The 17914-nt window shown below is 74.1% G+C and carries 15 protein-coding genes and 1 pseudogene; 6 read left to right on the top strand and 10 right to left on the bottom strand.

Going from position 1 to position 17914, the window contains the following annotated elements; translation table 11 throughout:
• Window positions 1-13 precede the first annotated feature (13 nt).
• Window positions 14-1144, bottom strand: a complete 1131-nt coding sequence (gene alr, locus BS72_RS20365) for an alanine racemase (protein WP_037912425.1) — start codon at window positions 1142-1144, stop codon at window positions 14-16.
• A gap of 361 nt (window positions 1145-1505) precedes the next feature.
• Window positions 1506-2944, bottom strand: a pseudogene (locus tag BS72_RS20360) (NAD(P)H-hydrate dehydratase).
• 217 nt (window positions 2945-3161) lie between these two features.
• Here BS72_RS20360 and BS72_RS20355 point away from each other — a divergent pair.
• Window positions 3162-3365, top strand: coding sequence for a type II toxin-antitoxin system Phd/YefM family antitoxin (locus BS72_RS20355; RefSeq protein WP_322942384.1), 204 nt, complete (start codon window positions 3162-3164; stop codon window positions 3363-3365).
• 44 nt (window positions 3366-3409) lie between these two features.
• Here the strand turns inward: BS72_RS20355 and BS72_RS20350 are convergent, their stop codons facing one another.
• On the bottom strand, window positions 3410-3787 hold the full coding sequence (locus BS72_RS20350) for a holo-ACP synthase (RefSeq protein ID WP_037912423.1): 378 nt from the start codon (window positions 3785-3787) through the stop codon (window positions 3410-3412).
• Window positions 3788-4108: 321 nt separating this feature from the next.
• On the opposite strand from BS72_RS20350, the gene coaA reads away from it, so the two are divergent.
• Window positions 4109-5110, top strand: coding sequence for a type I pantothenate kinase (gene coaA, locus BS72_RS20345; protein WP_051951977.1), 1002 nt, complete (start codon window positions 4109-4111; stop codon window positions 5108-5110).
• A gap of 96 nt (window positions 5111-5206) precedes the next feature.
• Here the strand turns inward: coaA and glmM are convergent, their stop codons facing one another.
• The 4 genes from glmM to BS72_RS20325 all read right to left on the bottom strand — a co-directional run bounded on the left by glmM (window position 5207) and on the right by BS72_RS20325 (window position 9807).
• Window positions 5207-6565, bottom strand: coding sequence for a phosphoglucosamine mutase (gene glmM / locus BS72_RS20340; protein WP_037912421.1), 1359 nt, complete (start codon window positions 6563-6565; stop codon window positions 5207-5209).
• 294 nt (window positions 6566-6859) lie between these two features.
• Complete coding sequence (gene rpsI / locus BS72_RS20335) at window positions 6860-7375, bottom strand: 30S ribosomal protein S9 (RefSeq protein WP_037912419.1); 516 nt, start codon at window positions 7373-7375, stop codon at window positions 6860-6862.
• A 41-nt stretch (window positions 7376-7416) separates the two neighbouring features.
• Window positions 7417-7860 carry a 50S ribosomal protein L13 gene (gene rplM / locus BS72_RS20330; RefSeq protein WP_037912418.1) on the bottom strand — a complete coding sequence of 148 codons (444 nt, stop codon included), beginning with the start codon at window positions 7858-7860 and terminating at the stop codon, window positions 7417-7419.
• A gap of 282 nt (window positions 7861-8142) precedes the next feature.
• Window positions 8143-9807: an ABC-F family ATP-binding cassette domain-containing protein gene (locus tag BS72_RS20325; RefSeq protein ID WP_037912416.1), complete on the bottom strand. Its 1665-nt coding sequence runs from the start codon at window positions 9805-9807 to the stop codon at window positions 8143-8145.
• 323 nt (window positions 9808-10130) lie between these two features.
• Between BS72_RS20325 and BS72_RS36635 the strand changes: the two genes are divergently transcribed.
• The gene (locus BS72_RS36635) at window positions 10131-11603 is read left to right on the top strand and encodes a hypothetical protein (protein ID WP_157856285.1); all 1473 of its coding nucleotides are present in this window, start codon (window positions 10131-10133) and stop codon (window positions 11601-11603) included.
• Between the two features lie 37 nt (window positions 11604-11640).
• Here BS72_RS36635 and truA read toward each other — a convergent pair whose 3' ends face one another.
• Window positions 11641-12495: a tRNA pseudouridine(38-40) synthase TruA gene (truA, locus tag BS72_RS20315; protein WP_037912414.1), complete on the bottom strand. Its 855-nt coding sequence runs from the start codon at window positions 12493-12495 to the stop codon at window positions 11641-11643.
• A gap of 117 nt (window positions 12496-12612) precedes the next feature.
• On the opposite strand from truA, the gene BS72_RS20310 reads away from it, so the two are divergent.
• Genes BS72_RS20310 through BS72_RS20300 form a run of 3 tightly spaced genes read left to right on the top strand, consistent with a single transcriptional unit; the run spans window position 12613 to window position 15837 of the window.
• Window positions 12613-13773 carry a DUF262 domain-containing protein gene (locus BS72_RS20310; protein ID WP_037912412.1) on the top strand — a complete coding sequence of 387 codons (1161 nt, stop codon included), beginning with the start codon at window positions 12613-12615 and terminating at the stop codon, window positions 13771-13773.
• Entirely contained in the window at window positions 13770-14864 is a 1095-nt protein-coding gene (locus BS72_RS20305; protein ID WP_037912411.1) for an AAA family ATPase, read from the top strand. The genes BS72_RS20310 and BS72_RS20305 overlap by 4 nt, the downstream gene beginning before the upstream one ends.
• Window positions 14845-15837, top strand: a complete 993-nt coding sequence (locus BS72_RS20300; protein ID WP_037912410.1) for a hypothetical protein — start codon at window positions 14845-14847, stop codon at window positions 15835-15837. Before BS72_RS20305 ends, BS72_RS20300 begins: the two co-directional genes overlap by 20 nt.
• A gap of 81 nt (window positions 15838-15918) precedes the next feature.
• Here BS72_RS20300 and rplQ read toward each other — a convergent pair whose 3' ends face one another.
• Both rplQ and BS72_RS20290 read right to left on the bottom strand, forming a co-directional pair.
• Complete coding sequence (gene rplQ, locus BS72_RS20295; protein WP_037912409.1) at window positions 15919-16431, bottom strand: 50S ribosomal protein L17; 513 nt, start codon at window positions 16429-16431, stop codon at window positions 15919-15921.
• Window positions 16432-16753: 322 nt separating this feature from the next.
• Window positions 16754-17776, bottom strand: coding sequence for a DNA-directed RNA polymerase subunit alpha (locus tag BS72_RS20290; protein ID WP_037912408.1), 1023 nt, complete (start codon window positions 17774-17776; stop codon window positions 16754-16756).
• Window positions 17777-17914: the final 138 nt, after the last annotated feature.

Below are 17914 nucleotides of genomic sequence, written 5' to 3'. Positions count from 1 at the left end.
CGACCCGCGGCGGTCACGCCACCCCCGTGTGGACCCGGGGCACCCGGGCCCCGACGCGGGCGACGATCTCGTACGCGATGGTGCCGCAGGCCCGCGCCCAGTCCTCGGCGGTGGGTTCGCCCTGGTCACCCGGGCCGAAGAGCACCGCGGTGTCGCCGGGCTCGGCCACGTCGCCGCCGAGGTCCACCACGAACTGGTCCATGGCCACCCGGCCGGCGATCGTCCGCCACTTGCCGGCCACCAGGACCGGGCCGGTGCCCGAGGCGTGCCGCGGCACGCCGTCCCCGTACCCCAGCGGGACCAGCGCGAGCGTGGTCTCGCCCGGGGTGACGTACTGGCGGCCGTAGGAGACGCCGTGGCCGCCGGGCACCCGCTTGACGGAGGCGAGCCGCGCGGTGAGCGTCATCACCGGCCGCAGCCCGAAGTCGGCCGGGCCGCCGAGCTGCGGCACCGGTGAGATCCCGTACATCGCCACGCCCGGCCGCACCAGGTCGAAGTGGGCCTCGGGGAGGGTCAGGACCGCGGGCGAGTTGGCGATGTGCCGCACCTCGGGGGTGAGTCCGGCCTCGGCGGCCTGCTCCAGGGCGGTGCGGAAGACCGCCAGCTCGGCGGCGATGGACGGGTGCTCGGGCTCGTCCGCGCAGGAGAAGTGGGCCCACACGCCGGTGACCCGGACCCGGCCGGCCCGCTCGGCGGCGCGGGCGGCGGCCGTGAGGGCCGGCCAGTCGGCGGGCTGGGCGCCGTTGCGGCCGAGGCCGGCGTCGATCTTCAGCTGCACCCGGGCGGGCCGGCCGGCGGCGGTCGCGGCGGCGACCACCTCGTCCAGGGCCCACAGCGCGCTCACCGTCACGTCGATACCGGCCTCGACGCACGCCCGCCAGGGTCCGCCGGGCGTCCACAGCCAGCACAGCACCGGGCCGTCGAGGCCGGCCGCGCGCAGCGCCAGCGCCTCCTCGGGGGTGGCCACGCCCAGCCACCCCGCGCCGGCCTCGCGCGCGGCGCGGGCGCAGGGGACCATGCCGTGGCCGTAGGCGTCGGCCTTCACGACGGCCATGAAGGCCGACTGGGGCGCCTTGGCGCGGAGCGCGACGACGTTGCCGCGCAAGGCGTCGAGGTCGATGCGGGCGTGAGCTCGGAGGTCCATGGAAGTCCTTGCGGCGTCGTTCCTTTCCGGCCAGTCTCTCAGGCCCGCGGGCCTCCGCCGCCTCAGGGCGGCCCCGGACGGGAGGCGCGTCTCCGCCGCCTGACGCCGGGCCGGGGTGGGGAGGCCGCCGCCGCACGGCCCCTCGGCGCCGGCCCGCAGCCACTGGCGCCGTGACCGGCAGGGTCCGCCCGGTGGCGAGGTGTCCTGGTGCGGGCGATCGCCAGGCGGCCGGCAGGCCCCGTAGGGGCCTACGTGACGCTTTCGGCCGACGCCGCGAAGGCCCGTCCCAGGACGGCGAGCGGGGCACACCCCGCCGGCCGTCCCAGGACGGCGAGCGGGGCACACCCCGCCGGGAGAGGCACTAGCCCGTCACGTTCTGCCAGGCCGCCGGGAGCGCCGCCGCGAGGTCGAGGGCGGTCAGCGGGACGCTGCTCAGCCGGGCGGCCAGGCCGTGCAGGTAGGCGGCGACGGAGGCGGCGTCGCGCGGGGCCAGGCCCGCCGCCAGCAGCGAACCGGCCAGCCCCGACAGCACGTCGCCGCTGCCCGCGGTGGCCAGCCACGCCGTACCGGTGGCGTTCACCCGCACCGGCACCGCCGGGTCCGGGTCGGCGACCAGCGTGGTGGAGCCCTTGAGCAGCGCCGTCACCCCGAACCGCGCGGCGAGTTCGCGGACCGCCCGTAGCCGCCGCGCCTCCACCTCCGCCCGCTCCCAGCCGAGCAGCGCCGCGGCCTCCCCGGCGTGCGGGGTGATCAGGACGGGGGCGGTGCGGCCGCGCAGCGCCTCGGGGGTCAGCAGGCGCAGGCCGTCGGCGTCGACCAGCGCGGGCACTTCGGAGGCGAGCACCTCGTCGACGGCGGTACGCGCCTGCGGGGTGTCGCCGAGGCCGGGCCCGACCACCCACGCCTGGACCCGGCCCGCCTGGTGCGGGCCGGCGGCGGAGACCAGCGCCTCGGGGTGCGCGGCCAGGACGGCGGCGCCCCCGGGCCGCTGTAGCGGACGGCCCCGGCGCCGCCGCGCAGCGCCCCGGAGACGGCGAGGACGGCCGCGCCCGGGTACTGCTCGGACCCGGCGGCGACGCCGACGACGCCCCGCCGGTACTTGTCGCTCTCCCCGCCCGGCCGCGGCAGCAGCGCGGCCACGTCGGCGTGCTGCAGCGCCTCCAACTCGGGGGCGCCCAGCTCGTCGGCCAGGCCGATGTCGACCAGCCGCAGCGCGCCGGCCCGCTCCGCCGCCGGGTCCACGAGCAGCCCGGGCTTGTACGTGCCGAAGGTGACGGTGGCGTCGGCCCGGACGGCCGGTCCCGTCACCTCGCCGGTGTCGGCGTCGACCCCGCTCGGCAGGTCGACGGCCAGCACGGCGGCGGGCGAGTGCTCGGCCGCCGCCGCGAGCCGCTCCGCCTCGGGGCGCAGGCCGCCCTTGCCGCCGATGCCGGTGATCCCGTCGAAGACCAGGTCCGCGGCCGCGACCGCGCGCGGGCCGTCCGCCGCGCCGACCACCCGGCCGCCTGCCGCCCGGAACGCTGCCAGCCCGGCGGCGTGCGCCCGCTCCGGCGCGAGCAGCACCGCCGTACCGGCGGCGCCCCGGCGCAGCAGCCGGGCCGCGGCGAACAAGGCGTCACCGCCGTTGGAACCGCTGCCCGTCAGCACCACCACCCGCGCCCCGTACACCCGCCCGAGGACGTCCGCCCCCGCCGCCGCCAGGCCCGCCGCGGCACGCTGCATCAGCGCGCCCTCCGGCAGCCGCGCCATGAGCGCTTCCTCGGCCCGCCGCACCGCGGCCACGCTGTGCCCGTACCTCATCCCGCGCCCTCCCGGCTCGCCGTCAGCCCGAGCTTACGAACCTCTCCCCCGGCCCGCATGTCACCCGGCCGGGCCCAGCGGGTTCGCCTCCCCGGCTCCGGCGGCGGTCACCGGCCGACCCGACGGGTGATCCACGCGCGACGCGGCTTCCCGGACCCGCGGTTCTGAGTACGCCTCCCCCACGACAGCGCGGACGGGGTGAACCGCCCTGAAGGCCATGGCGTACCCGGGTTCCCGCGCTCGCCACGCGGAGGTTCCGGACAGCGTCGTCGCCGACCGCGAGGAGGTCGTCGTCCCGCGCGCCGGCCACGAGCCGGTCGTGGTCGTCTCTCCCGCCGTGTACGCGTCGTCGCGCGAGACGGCGTACCGGCTGCGCGGTCCGGCCGGGGTCCGACGCCTGCTCGGCGCGAACTCGCCGTGATCCTGTCGCGATCGAGTGCCCGGCGGGCCGATCCGGCCCGCCGCTCACCCCTCGGCGCCCTCGGCGATGACCACCGCGGAGGCGACGCCCGCGTCGTGGGAGAGCGAGATGTGCCAGCTCCGCACCCCGAGCTCCCGCGCGCGGGCGGCGATCGTGCCCTTGACGGTGAGCCGGGGCCGGCCGGAGGGCTCCGTGCTGACCTCGGCGTCGAGCCACTGGAGGCCGCCGGGGGCGCCCAGGGCCTTGGCCAGGGCCTCCTTCGCGGCGAACCGGGCCGCCAGGGAGGCCGAGCCGCGGGCAGCGCCGGAGGGCAGCAGCAGCTCGGCGGGGGTGAAGAGCCGCCCGGCCAGGCCCGGGGTGCGGGCCATGGCCTCCTCGAAGCGGGCGATCTCGGCCACGTCGATGCCCACGCCGACGATCATCGGACCGCCGTCCGTCCCGTACCCCGCGCGGCGCGCGCGCCCTTGCCGTCCATGCGGGCCAGCTTAGGGCGCGGCGCCCTCCCCCCGCCGCAGCCCGCCGCAGCCCGCCGCAGCCCGCCTCGGGAAGCCGGCGCGGGAAGCCGGCGCGGGAAGCCGGTGCGGTGGCAGCGGCGGAAACGGCAGAAGCAGCGGAAACGGCGGAAACGGCGGAAGCCGCCGTCCGCCGTGGGGACGAAAACGCACGTCGTGAGGGTCGCGGCCCGCGCCGGCCGGCGCACCCCCGCCCCGCGCCCGTACCTGGTCACGCAGGAGAATGGCGGCGTGCGCACCCCATCCGCCAAGCCGCCCGCCACGCCGTCCGGGCACGCCGCCCCCGCGAGCCCCTTCGTCGACCTCACCCGGGAGCAGTGGAGCGCCCTGCGCGAGCGAACACCGCTGCCGCTGACCGCCGACGAGGTGGAGCGGCTGCGCGGCCTCGGCGACGTCGTGGACCTCACCGAGGTGGTGGACGTCTACCTGCCGCTGTCCCGGCTGCTCAACCTGTACGTGGCCGCCCACAGCGGGCTGCGCGGCGCCCTCAACACCTTCCTGGGCGCCGCCGCGGGCGGGCCGGGGGCGCAGCCGGGGACGCCGTTCGTGATCGGGGTGGCCGGCAGCGTGGCCGTGGGCAAGTCGACCACCGCGCGGCTGCTCCAGGCGCTGCTGGCCCGCTGGCCCGAGCACCCCCGGGTGGAGCTGGTCACCACGGACGGGTTCCTGCTGCCCAACGCGGAGCTGGAGCGGCGCGGCCTGATGGCCCGCAAGGGGTTCCCGGAGTCGTACGACCGGCGGGCCCTGACCCGTTTCGTGGCCGACGTGAAGGCCGGCCGCCCCGAGGTGACCGCGCCCGTCTACTCGCACCTCGTCTACGACATCGTGCCCGGCGAGGTGAAGACGGTGCGCCGCCCCGACATCCTCATCGTCGAGGGCCTGAACGTGCTCCAGCCGACGCTGCCCGGCAAGGACGGCCTGACCAGGATCGGGCTGGCCGACCACTTCGACTTCAGCGTGTACGTGGACGCGCGCACCGAGGACATCGAGCAGTGGTACCTCGGCCGGTTCCGGAAGCTGCGCGAGACGGCGTTCCAGGACCCCGACTCCTACTTCCGCCGGTACACGCAGGTGCCCGAGGAGGAGGCCGTGGACTACGCCCGGATGATCTGGCGCACCGTCAACCTGCCCAACCTGGAGCAGAACGTCCTGCCCACCCGCAGCCGCGCCACGCTGGTGCTGCGCAAGGGCCCCGGCCACACCGTCCGCCGGCTCTCCCTGCGCAAGCTGTAGGGACGCGCGGAGCGGCCCGCCCCGGCAGCCGGACGGGCTCCCGCCTCGTGGGAGCCGGGAGCCCGTGGAGGAGCCCGTGGAGCGGTCCGCCGCGGCTCAGCCCAGCGTGGCCTTCACCACGTCGGCCAGCCGGCCCGCGACCGCCGTGGCGTGGTCGATGTCGGCCGCCTCCACCATGACGCGGACCAGCGGCTCCGTGCCGGACGGCCGCAGCAGCACCCGGCCGGTGGCGCCCAGCTCGACCTCGGCCGCGGTGACGGCGGCGGCCAGCTCGGCCGTCTCGCCGACCCGGCTCTTGTCCACGTCGGGCACGTTCACCAGCACCTGCGGCAGCCGGTCCATGACGGCGGCCAGCTCGGCGAGCGACGTGCCCGTCGCCGCCACCCGGGCGGCCAGCAGCAGGCCGGTGAGGGTGCCGTCGCCGGTGGTGGCGTGGTCGAGGACGATGACGTGGCCGGACTGCTCGCCGCCGAGGGCGTAGCCGTGCCGCTTCATCTCCTCCAGGATGTAGCGGTCGCCGACCGCGGTCTGCACGAAGGTGATGCCCTCGCGCTCCATGGCCAGCTTGAAGCCCAGGTTGGACATCACGGTGCCGACGACGGTGTTCTCGCGCAGCGCGTCCCGCTCGCGCAGCGCCAGCGCCAGGACGGCGAGGATCTGGTCGCCGTCCACCTCGTTGCCGGCGGCGTCGACGGCCAGGCAGCGGTCGGCGTCACCGTCGTGCGCGATGCCCAGGTCCGCGCCGTGCTCGATGACGGCGGCGCGCAGCAGCCCCAGGTGGGTGGAGCCGCAGCCGTCGTTGATGTTCAGGCCGTCCGGGCGGGCGCCGAGGGTGATGACGTCCGCGCCGGCCCGGGAGAACGCCTCCGGGGAGACCCGGGAGGCCGCGCCGTGCGCCTCGTCCAGCACGATCTTGAGGCCGTCGAGGCGGTTCGGCAGCACCCCGATGAGGTGGGCGACGTAGGCGTCGAAGCCCTCGTCGTAGTCGCGGACCCGGCCGACGCCGGCGCCGGTGGGGCGGGCCCAGGGGGCGCCGGTGCGGTGCTCGGTGTAGAGGGCCTCGATCCGGTCCTCCAGCTCGTCGTCGAGCTTGTGGCCGCCGCGGGCCAGGAACTTCACGCCGTTGTCGGGCATCGCGTTGTGGCTGGCGGAGAGCATCACCCCGAAGTCGGCGCCCAGCGCGCCGGTGAGGTACGCCACCGCCGGGGTGGGCAGCACACCGACCCGCAGGACGTCCACGCCGGCGCTGGCCAGGCCCGCCACCACGGCGGCCTCCAGGAACTCGCCCGAGGCGCGCGGGTCGCGGCCGACCACCGCAACCGGCCGCTGGCCGGCGTAGTCGCCCGCCTCCGCCAGCACGTGGGCCGCCGCCACCGACAGTCCGAGCGCCAGCTCGGCGGTCAGATCGGCGTTGGCGATGCCCCGCACCCCGTCGGTGCCGAAGAGTCGTCCCACAGTCTTCACTCCTCCATGCGATGCGGCCGCGGCGCCAGGGGGCGGCGGGAGCGGGCGCGGCCCCGTCCCGGGGTCCGCGCTCGGCGTCTCTAGGGGTGCGTGCCCGCTCGACCCGGCCACCGTGCACGCAGGACGGCACGGTGCGCCAGATCGTACAAGCACACGTATACGCCCCTAGCTCATCATGCGAACGCCCCGGAGGCACCGAAGTGCCTCCGGGGCGTTTCGCATGGGCGCCCGGAAAGGGCGCAGCGCCGGGTGCCGCCCGCAGCGGACGGCACCCGGCGCTCGGCGTCAGCGCTTGCTGAACTGCGGCGCCTTGCGGGCCTTCTTCAGACCGGCCTTCTTCCGCTCGACCGCGCGGTCGTCGCGGGACAGGAAGCCGGCCTTCTTGAGCGGGCCGCGGTTGTTGTCGACGTCGGCCTCGTTCAGCGCACGGGCGACGCCCAGGCGCAGCGCGCCGGCCTGGCCGGAGATGCCGCCGCCGGAGATGCGGGCGACGACGTCGTACCGGTTGTCGAGCTCCAGCACGCGGAAGGGCTCGTTGACCTCCTGCTGGTGCACCTTGTTGGGGAAGTAGCCCTCAAGGGTGCGCCCGTTGATCTTCCACTTGCCGCTGCCCGGGATGATCCGCACGCGGGCGATGGACCGCTTGCGACGACCGGTGCCGGCGGCCGGCTGCGGGTCGCCGAAGCGGGAGGCGAGGGACTCGGAGGTGTACTCGCTGTCGACGGGCTCCGACTCGAAGGTCGTGATCTCGTCGTAGGTCTCCTCGCCCTCAAGGGCGATCTCGGGAGTGGTCTCAGCCACGATGCTCCTCGGTTCTCTCTGCTAAAGGGTGGTGGCCGGGACTACTGCGCGACCTGGGTGATCTCGAACGGCACCGGCTGCTGCGCAGCGTGCGGGTGCTGGTCGCCCGAGTAGACCTTCAGCTTGGTGAGCATCTGGCGGCCCAGGGTGTTCTTGGGGAGCATGCCCTTGACGGCCTTCTCCACGGCCTTCTCCGGGTTCTTGGCCAGCAGCTCGTCGTAGCGGACGGAGCGCAGACCACCGGGGTAGCCGGAGTGGCGGTAGGCCATCTTCTGGGTCTTCTTGTTCCCGGACAGGTGCACCTTGTCGGCGTTGATGATGACGACGAAGTCACCGGTGTCGACGTGGGGCGCGTAGATGGGCTTGTGCTTGCCCCGCAGGAGGGTCGCGGCCTGGGAGGCCAGACGGCCCAGGACGACGTCCTGCGCGTCGATGACATGCCACTGGCGCTGGACGTCGCCGGGCTTCGGGCTGTACGTACGCACGGTCGTGAGCCTTCGCTTATCTTCGATGAGTGGGTCCTGACAAGGCCACCCGGACGATCACGACAGCCGATGCGACACCCGGGGACGCAACCCGGATGCCTGCCGCTGGTCATCGGCCCGGTGGACCGGCGTAAGGGCCCCTCGCGTGAGATAGAGCAAGCCAATACGCATGACAGCTTCGCAGCTTACCCAAGGGCGCCGGGCCGGGTCAAAACGCCTCCCGCACCGGGGACGCCTGGAGGACGCCACCCCCCACGCCTGGAGGACGCCACCCCCCTGGCCTCAGCGGGGCCGGGCGACGCGGGCCTCGTCCCACACCGGCTCCGACGTCTCGCGCACCACCCCGTCCGCGCCGAAGACCAGGAAGCGGTCGAAGGTACGGGCGAACCAGCGGTCGTGGGTGACCGCGAGCACCGTGCCCTCGTACGCCTCCAGACCCTCCTGGAGGGCTTCGGCGCTCTCCAGGTCCAGGTTGTCGGTCGGCTCGTCCAGCAGCAGCGCCGTACTCCCGGCCAGCTCCAGCAGCAGGATCTGGAACCGGGCCTGCTGCCCGCCGGAGAGCTTGCCGAAGGGCTGGTCGCCCTGGCCCTCCAGCTCGTACCGGCGCAGCGCCGACATCGCCCGGCCCCGGTCGCGGGAGTGCTCGGACCACAGGATGTCCACCAGGGTGCGCGCGTCCGCCGCCGCTCCGGCCGCCCCGCCCGCCCCGGCCCCGCCGCCCGAGACGTGCGAGCGGTGCGTCTGCGCGAAGTAGCCCGGCACCACCCGGGCGCCCAGCCGCCACGCGCCGGTGTGCGCGACGTCACCCTCGCCGGCCAGCAGCCGCAGGAAGTGAGACTTGCCGGAGCCGTTCGAGCCCAGCACGGCCACCCGCTCGCCGTAGTAGACCTCCAGGTCGAACGGTTTCATCAGGCCGGTCAGCTCCAGCCGCTCGCAGGTGACCGCGCGCACACCGGTCCGGCCGCCGGCCAGCCGCATCCGGATGTCCTGCTCGCGCGGCGGCTCCTGCGGGGCGCCGGCCTCCTCGAACCTCCGCAGCCGGGTCTGGGCGGCGTGGTAGCGGGAGGCCATGTCCGGGCTGCTGGCCGCCTGGTTCCGCAGCCGCAGCACCAGCGCCTTCAGCCGGGCGTACTCCTCCTCCCAGCGGCGGCGCAGCTCCTCGAAGCGGGCGAAGCGCTCCCGGCGCGCCTCGTGGTACGTGTCGAAGCCGCCGCCGTGCACCCACGCGGTGGCGCCGGAGGGCCCCGGCTCCACGCTGACCAGCCGCTGGGCGGCGCGCGACAGCAGCTCGCGGTCGTGGCTGACGAACAGGACGGTCTTACGGGTCTGCCGCAGCTGCTCCTCCAGCCAGCGCTTGCCGGGCACGTCGAGGTAGTTGTCCGGCTCGTCCAGCAGCAGCACCTGGTCCGGGCCGCGCAGCAGCGCCTCCAGGACCAGCCGCTTCTGCTCGCCGCCCGACAGGGTGCGCACCTCGCGCCACTGGGCCCGCTCGTAGGGGACGCCGAGGGCGGCCATGGTGCACATGTCCCACAGCGTCTCGGCCTCGTAGCCGCGCGCCTCGGCCCAGTCGCTGAGCGCCGTCGCGTACGCCATCTGCGCGGGCTCGTCGTCCTGCGCCATGATCGCCAGCTCGGCCGCGTCGACGGCCGCCGCCGCTGCCCGCAGCCCGGGGTCGGCCACCGAGACCAGCAGGTCGCGGACGGTGCTGTCGTCGCGGACGCTGCCGATGAACTGCCGCATCACGCCGAGGCCGCCACTGACGGTGACAGTGCCGCCGTCCGGCTTCAGCTCGTCGGCGATGAGCCGCAGCAGCGTCGTCTTGCCGGCGCCGTTCGGGCCGACCAGGGCCACGGACGTGCCCTCGCCGACCCGGAACGAGACGTCGCCCAGCAGCGGGCGCCCGTCCGGCAGGTAGTACTCCAGGTGTGCGGCTTCCACGTGACCCATAGGGGAATTGTCCGCCGGACGGACGCCGAGCCCAACCACATTTCAGCCCGTGGACGGTGCGGCGGCGCCGGACGCAGGGGGCGGGACGGCCGTGCGACGCCTCAACGGGCCAGTTCCGGGCCGCTGTTCCGCGTTCCGCACCCGGGTTCCGTGCCTCGGCACGCCGGTTGCGCCCAGCGGCCCGGCAACGGCACGGCGCCGGGCTGCGGTTGGCGGAGGCGGGCGCGGCCCAGCAGTCGTCCGCGGACGGCCGAGGAGGTGGGCGGGGCCGGGCCGCACGAGGCGGGGGACGGGCCGCGGGGGCGCGGAATATGATGCGCGGCATGACTGAAGGCCCCGGGCAGCAGCCGGCCCAGGAACCCCGCGACCGAGCCCACGACGGCCGCCGCGAGGTCCTGGAGGGACGGGTCATCCCGTCACGCACCTCCGCGTCCGACCCGCGCCGGGGCTTCGCGGCGCCACAGGACCGGCAGCAGGAGCAGGAGCAGGGGAACGCGCCCGGCACCGTCCCTGCGCACGGCGACCCGTACGGCGCCCACCCCGGCCCGCCGGGCGACCCGCGGCAGGCCCCGCAGGTGCCGCCCGTCCGGCAGCAGGCCCCGCAGGTGCCGCAGCAGCCGGGCGGGCCCGGCCCGGCCCAGGACCCGTACGGCGCCCGGAACCCGCAGGCCGGGCTGCCGGGCCGGCCGGTGGACCAGGGCCCGGCCCAGGGCGGCATCAGGGGTGCGCAACCCGGCCCGCAGGGCCCGGCTCGGAGCGGCGGCTACGGCTTCCCCCAGCAGCAGGCACAGGCCCCCGCCCAAGGCGGCTACGGCTTCCCCCAGCAGCAGCCACAAACCCCCGCCCAAGGCGGCGGCTACGGCTTCCCCCAACAGCAGTCCGGCGGCGGTTCCCGGCAGCCCGGCCCGGGCCCGAACACCGGACCCTCGCCGTCCTCCCCCTCCTCCCCCTCCTCGCCGTCCTCGCCGCCCCCGTCGTCGGGTTCACCGGCTTCGGCCGGGTCGTCCGCGTCGACGCCGGACTGGGGCGCCATGGCCGAGCAGCAGGCCGCCACCGGCCGGCGCCGCAAGGTGCTGATGGTGGTCGGCGGGATCGCGGTCGTGGCGGTGATCGCCGGCGGCGTGGCGACGGCCGTGGTCAAGTCCGGCAAGAGCGATGGCCATCCGATCGCCGGCCCCAGCGGGGGAACGAGCACCGCCAGCCAGTCCCCGCTGCCGCCGGAGCCGTCGTTCTCGTCGGTCGCCCCGCCGCCCCCGGCGAACCCGCTCGACTACATCTCGACCGCCGCGAAGGACACGGCCCCGATCACCGCGGACTCCCTCTTCCCCGGCAAGCAGTTCGTGATCAACGGCCGCACCTACGTCAAGACCAACTCCACGAGCACCACGTCCTGCGCCGCCGGCGCGCGCTCGACCCTCGCGGCGGCGCTGTCCGCGGACGGCTGCACCCAGTTCGTCCGCGCCACGTACACCAACGACGCGATCGCCGTGACCCTCGGCGTCGCCGTCTTCCCGGACAAAGCGCAGGCGGCCAAGGTGCACGGCGTGGCGCAGTACGTCGCGCCGCTCAACGGCGGCGGCATCGCCGACTTCTGCCACGCGGTGGCCTGCCAGATGACGTCCAACTCGGTGGGCCGGTACGCCTACTTCGCCATCTCCGGCTACAAGAACGGCACGACGCTCCCGGGCAACGACACCGTGGGCAGGCAGGACGCCAACGACGCCTCGGACTTCGCCTTCCAGCGGATCGTCCAGCGCGGCCGGGACGCGGCGCTGGCGAAGCAGAACGGCGGCTGAGCGGCGGCCCGACGGCGCCCCGGCCCGGGCCGCGCCCTCAGCGGCAGCCGGGCAGGGTGCGCATGTTGCGGGCCTCGCGGCTGCGGGCGGCCAGCAGGTCGTCGGCCGGGTAGCCGACCTCCTCCAGGGTCAGCCCGTGCGGGCGCACCACGTTGACCGCGGAGTGCCGCACCCGGCCGGCCAGCACCTCGGCCGGGAAGCCGGCCGAGCGGTGCCCGTCGCCCACCAGGATCATCGCGCCCACCAGCGCCCGGACCATGTTGTGGCAGAACGCGTCGGCCCGCACGGTGGCCAACGCGAGCCCGTCCGGGGTGCGTTCCCAGTGCAGGTCGAGCAGGGTCCGGATGGTGGTGGCGCCCTCGCGCTTCTTGCAGTACGCGGCGAAGTCGTGCTCGCCCAGCAGCAGGTCCGCCGCCTCGTTCATCAGGTCGGTGTCCACCGGCCGGTCGTGCCACAGCACGTGGCCGCGCAGCAGCGGGTCCACGCCGCCGGGGTGGTCGCCGATGCGGTAGGCGTAGCGCCGCCAGACGGCGGAGAAGCGGGCGTCGAACCCGGCGGGGGCCTCGGCCACCCGCCACACCCGCACGTCCCACGGCAGCCGCCCCGCCAGCCGGCGCAGCAGCCGCCCGCTCTCCTCGGCCCACACCTCCGCCGGCAGGTCCACATGGGCCACCTGCCCGCGCGCGTGCACGCCGGCGTCGGTGCGACCCGCCACCGTCAGCTCGACCCGCTCCGGAAGCCGCAGCACCGTGGTGATCGCGGCCTCCAGCTCGCCCTGCACGGTCCGCCGCTCCCGCTGCCGGGCCCACCCGGAGAACTCGCTCCCGTCGTACGCCAGGTCCAGCCGCACCCGCACCAGGCCGTCCCCGGGCCGGTCGTCAAACTCACTCATCCGTGCAGCTTCTCACCCTTCGCCGCCCTCCTCGGACCACGCCCCCGCCCGGAGCGGCCCTGATACGCCCCTCTCGACCACGCCCCCGCCCGGAGCGGCGCCGATAGGATCGGCGCCATGACGACGGAGATTCCCCAGCAGGCTCCGGACGTGGTCGAAGACGTCTTCGAGGGGACCGCGACCGGTGTCGAGGTCGAGCAGGACGACGCCCAGCAGGCCGAGACCTCCATCGCCAGGCCGTGGGACCCGTCACAGATCCGGGTGACCACCAACCAGTTCTCCCTGCGCAACATCCTGGACCAGATCGACGAGGGGTCGATCGAGCTGGCGCCGGACTTCCAGCGCGGGCAGGTCTGGAAGAGCGTTCAGAAGTCCCGGCTGGTCGAGTCGCTCCTCCTCAACATCCCGCTGCCGGCGTTCTACTTCGCGCAGGACAGCAGCGGCGGCTTCCGCGTCGTGGACGGCCTCCAGCGCCTCTCCACGCTGCACGACTTCGTGCGGGGCACCCCCGCCTCCTTCACCCTCAACAGGCTGGAGTACCTGGAGGACGAGAACGGGAAGCGGTTCACCGACCTGCCGGTCCAGTGGCAGCGGCGAATCAACAACGCCCAGCTCACGGTGAACGTCATCGACCCCACCACCCCGTCCGGGGTCATGTACGACATCTTCAAGCGGATCAACACCGGCGGGACCCCGCTCAACGCCCAGGAGATCCGGCACTGCATGAGCAGGAACCGCAGCCGCCAGATCCTGAAGACGATGACGCTGATGCCGGAGTTCGACGCCGCGACCAACCTGGTCGGCCACATCCGGATGAACGACCGGGAGGTCGCCCTCCGCTTCGCCGCGTTCTGGCTGCGCGGCGTGGAGGGCTACGCGGAACAGCCGGCGATGGACGCCTTCCTGGAGACCACGACGGAATGGCTCGACGACCCGGATCGAGTGCCCGACTCCCAGGTCTTTGAGATGTTCGCGGCGTTTCGTAACGCCATGAGCAACGCCCGCCTGGTCTTCGGCGAGTACGCCTTCCGCAAGTGGCCGTTGGGGCAGACATCACGCAGCCCCATCAACCGCGCCCTGGTCGAGACGTGGTCGATCGCCCTGGCTCCGTACTCCGCCGCTGAGCTTGAGCGTCGGAGGGAAACGATCGTCAGCCGGGCACGGGAGCGGATGACCACGGACTTCCTCTACCTCGACGCGATCACCTCCTCCACCAGTGACCGCAGACGGGTGACCTACCGGTTCAACACGGCGAAGGACGCGGCGGCGGGTCGGTGATCACCTCGCTGCGCGTCGAGCGCTTCAAGTGCTTCGCGGACACCGCCCTTGACCTGCGGCCCATCACCGTCCTGACCGGCTTCAACGGCGCGGGCAAGAGCACGGTGGTGCAGAGCCTGCTCCTCGCGCGGCAGGCCGCCCTCGCCCCCGGCGCCCCGGTCCGGCTCAACGGTCCCTACGGCCTCGCCCTCGGAGAGGCCCAGGAGCTCCTCCACCCCGACGCCGCCGCCCCGGACATCCGCGTCTCCGGTGAGAGCGACGGCGCTCCCTGGGCGTACCGGTTCGGGGTCCCCGACGAGCGCGCTCTCCACCTCGACGCTCTGGAGGCCCCGGCGGAGCCGCCCGCGCCGCTCAGCCGTCCCGGTTTCGGCTTCACCTACCTCGGCGCGGAGCGGCTCGGCCCCCGGGATGTGCTGGCCGTATCGGGTGAGCCGCCGGACGAGCTGGGCGTGGGGGTGCGCGGGGAGCACACCGCCCAGGTCCTCGCGCTCCGCGAGCTGCGGGTGACGAGGAAGGCGCTCACCGTGCGGGAGCCCCTGCTGTTCCCCGGCAGCGAGGTGAGCCTGCTCCGCACGCAGACGGAGGAGTGGGCGTCGCACGTCATCCGCCCCCTGCGCCTCGAAGCACACTGGGCCGCGGGGATGGCGGCCAGCGCACTGCGGGTGCAGGGCCCGAACGGCGACGTCATCCGGCCGGCGAACACGGGCTTCGGCGTCTCCTACGCGCTGCCGGTGATCGTCGCGGGGCTGATGACCTCCCCCGGCGACGTACTGATCGTGGAGAACCCGGAAGCGCACCTGCACCCCGCCGGTCAGTCACGGCTCGGCGGCCTCCTCGCCCGGGTCGCCGGCAGCGGGGCGCAGGTCATCGTGGAGACCCACAGCGACCACGTCCTCAACGGCATCCGGCTGGCGTCCGCGGCCGACGGCCTGCTCCCCACGTCCGACGTCATCGTGCACTTCTTCGACTACGAGCGGATCGTCCCGATCGAGCTGGGCAACCGCGGCGACCTGTCGCAGTGGCCGGCCGGCTTCTTCGACCAGATCGAGGACGATCTGGGGAGGCTCGCGCGTGCCCGACGCCGCAGGTGACGCCTACCGGGTCGTCGTCGCCCACGAGAGTTTCGACTTCCGCCGCCCGCTCGGGGACACGCTCGCCGACCTCCTGGACGATTTCAGCGACGCGCTGGAAGAGCTCCAGGCGGACGGCTCCGTGGCCGCGTGGGCCTCGTGGGCGTCCCACGACTGCCGGGACGAGTTGCCGCTCTACGACTTCCTCTACGCGGGGGGTTCAGGACCGGACGCGGTGTCCCCGGACGTCCGGCGGCGGTTGAGCAGGCTGATGGACAAGTGCCGCCTCTGGGACGACGACGAGGCCGAGAAGATCCCGGACGACGTCGTCGTCGCGGGCGAGTCCACAGCATGGCCGTCGGCGGTGGGCCACGCGATGCTCCGGTCGCTGCGGGGCCTGACCACGGCCTGCCTCCTCTTCCCGACGGCGGCCACGGCCTCCGGCTGGCAGCCGGTCTCATCGGGGTCGGAGTCCGCGTCGGAGTCGGAGCCCCTTGCAACGGCTGTCTACTTCCTGCGGAGGGCGCCGGAGATCACTGGTTTCTGGCGCGCCCTCTTCGACCGGGAGGATGTGGACGAGGCGGGGTTCCCCGTACTGGCCGGCCGTGCCTTCCCCCGGCTGATACTGGCCGAGGGCCTGTCGTTCGGCCGTTTCACGGGCCACTACCGCGACCTGCGGCCGTGGGTGGTGCAGGTCCTGTCCGTGGTCAACGACCGCTTCGCCGACGCGGTGGCGGAGAATGCCGGGCTCCCCCGCCAGGTGCAGGCGGCCTTGGGCGGGAGCGGGATCACCCTCTCCCCCGAGAGCTCCAGGACACGGGCCAACGAGTCGGTCATGCGGCTGCGCGACGTGGAGCACGACGGCGGGACCTACCGCTGCGAGTGGCACGCCAAGCAGCACCCGACACACAACAGGGTGCACTTCTCGCTGCCGGGCCAGCGCTCGGACGGCAAGGTCCTGATCGGCATCTTCGTCGACCACCTGCCCACATGACGAAGCGGGCCCGCTCCCCCGGAGGGGAGCGGGCCCGCTTGCGGGTGCCCGGTCAGAGCGGCACCCCTGGTCGCAGGGCGATCAGGCGTCCTTGGACTCCTCGGCCGGAGCCTCGTCCGCGGTCTCCTCGGCCGGCTTCGCGTCCTTGGCCTCGGTGGCGGCCTCGTCGGCGGCGCGGTCCTTGGCGGAGCGCTTGGTGGCGGCCTCGGCCTCACCGACAGCGTTCTGCTGCACGGTCAGGGCCTCGACCAGCTCGATGACGGCCATCGGCGCGTTGTCGCCGCGGCGCGAGCCGATCTTGGTGATCCGGGTGTAGCCACCGGGACGGTTCTCGTACCGGGGGGCGATCTCGGTGAAGAGCGTGTGCACGATGCCCTTGTCCGTGATCGTCTGGAGCACCTGGCGACGGTTGTGGATGTCGCCCTTCTTCGCCTTGGTGATCAGCCGCTCGGCCACCGGACGCAGCCGCCGGGCCTTGGCCTCGGTGGTGGTGATCCGGCCGTGCTCGAAGAGCGACTTCGCGAGGTTCGCGAGCAGCAGCTTCTCGTGCGAGGCGCTGCCGCCGAGGCGGGCACCCTTCGCGGGCTGGGGCATGTCATTCTCCTTGTTCGCTGCACCGGCCGTGTCAGGTACCGGTGTCAGTGGCGGGTCGGCGGCCGCCGACCCGTCAACGCGCCCGAGGGCGCGGAGTGCGCCCCGCAGGGCGCGGTACGTCCGGAAGGACGCGGGTGTGTACCCGGGAAAGGGTACTCAACCCCGCACAGGACCGGCACAGGACCGGTCCCGGGAGGGGCACCGCCAGGGGTGCGGGAACCGCGCGTGGCCGTCCCCGCACCCGCTGTGGACGCGGATCAGCCCCGCGAGGGGGCCGACGTCCGTCCGACGGCCGCGGGAATCCGCGACCGCCGGAGGTGGATCAGTACTGCTCGGTCTCCACGAAGCCCGCGTCGACGTCGTCGTCCGCGCCGAACGCGTCCGCCGCCGCCGTGGGGTCGAATCCGGGCGGGCTGTCCTTGAGGGCCAGGCCCATGCCGGCCAGCTTCGCCTTGACCTCGTCGATCGACTTCGCACCGAAGTTGCGGATGTCGAGCAGGTCCGCCTCGGAGCGGGCCACGAGCTCGCCCACCGAGTGGATGCCCTCGCGCTTGAGGCAGTTGTAGGAGCGGACCGTGAGCTCCAGCTCCTCGATCGGCAGCGCCAGGTCCGCGGCCAGGGCGGCGTCCGTGGGGGACGGGCCCATGTCGATGCCCTCGGCGTCGACGTTCAGCTCGCGGGCCAGGCCGAACAGCTCGACCAGGGTCTTGCCGGCCGACGCCATGGCGTCACGCGGCCGCATGGCCTGCTTGGTCTCGACGTCGACGATCAGCTTGTCGAAGTCGGTGCGCTGCTCGACACGGGTCGCCTCGACCTTGTAGGTGACCTTGAGCACCGGGCTGTAGATGGAGTCGACCGGGATGCGGCCGATCTCCTGGCCCTGCTGCTTGTTCTGCACGGCGGAGACGTAGCCGCGACCGCGCTCGACGGTCAGCTCCATCTCCAGCTTGCCCTTGGCGTTGAGCGTGGCGAGCACCAGGTCGGGGTTGTGCACCTCGACACCGGCCGGCGGCGCGATGTCGGCGGCGGTGACCAGGCCCGGGCCCTGCTTGCGCAGGTACATCACCACGGGCTCGTCGTGCTCCGAGGAGACGACCAGCTGCTTGATGTTGAGGATGACGTCGGTCACGTCCTCCTTGACGCCCGGCACGGTGGTGAACTCGTGCAGGACACCGTCGACCCGGATCGAGGTGACGGCGGCACCCGGGATCGAGGAGAGGAGCGTGCGACGCAGGGAGTTGCCGAGGGTGTAGCCGAAGCCCGGCTCCAGCGGCTCGATCACGAACCGGGAGCGGAACTCGTCGACGACCTCTTCGGTCAACGAGGGACGCTGAGCGATCAGCATGTGTCGTCCTTCAGTCGTGGGCGCCCGCTATTTGACGCCCCCTGTATTACGAGGGTACGGGCGGTACGGGCCGGGTCCAGCCGAAGAACGGCTGAACCCGGCGTGTTCCGTACCGCCCGTGACCGTGAGCCGTGAAGC

Source organism: Actinacidiphila yeochonensis CN732, assembly GCF_000745345.1.
GTDB classification, from domain to species: Bacteria; Actinomycetota; Actinomycetes; order Streptomycetales; family Streptomycetaceae; genus Actinacidiphila; species Actinacidiphila yeochonensis.
The sequence above is the reverse complement of the archived record's forward strand: the minus strand, read 5'-3'. Positions and strand labels throughout refer to the sequence as shown.

What these genes read in the sequence shown, in the direction of transcription:
- BS72_RS20310 (WP_037912412.1), top strand. Translation starts at nt 12,613, where the DNA reads ATGACGACGGAGATTCCCCAGCAGGCTCCGGACGTGGTCGAAGACGTC.
- rplQ (WP_037912409.1), bottom strand. Translation starts at nt 16,431, where the DNA reads ATGCCCCAGCCCGCGAAGGGTGCCCGCCTCGGCGGCAGCGCCTCGCAC.
- truA (WP_037912414.1), bottom strand. Translation starts at nt 12,495, where the DNA reads ATGAGTGAGTTTGACGACCGGCCCGGGGACGGCCTGGTGCGGGTGCGG.
- BS72_RS36635 (WP_157856285.1), top strand. Translation starts at nt 10,131, where the DNA reads ATGACTGAAGGCCCCGGGCAGCAGCCGGCCCAGGAACCCCGCGACCGA.
- BS72_RS20290 (WP_037912408.1), bottom strand. Translation starts at nt 17,776, where the DNA reads ATGCTGATCGCTCAGCGTCCCTCGTTGACCGAAGAGGTCGTCGACGAG.
- BS72_RS20355 (WP_322942384.1), top strand. Translation starts at nt 3,162, where the DNA reads ATGGCGTACCCGGGTTCCCGCGCTCGCCACGCGGAGGTTCCGGACAGC.
- alr (WP_037912425.1), bottom strand. Translation starts at nt 1,144, where the DNA reads ATGGACCTCCGAGCTCACGCCCGCATCGACCTCGACGCCTTGCGCGGC.
- BS72_RS20325 (WP_037912416.1), bottom strand. Translation starts at nt 9,807, where the DNA reads ATGGGTCACGTGGAAGCCGCACACCTGGAGTACTACCTGCCGGACGGG.
- BS72_RS20350 (WP_037912423.1), bottom strand. Translation starts at nt 3,787, where the DNA reads ATGATCGTCGGCGTGGGCATCGACGTGGCCGAGATCGCCCGCTTCGAG.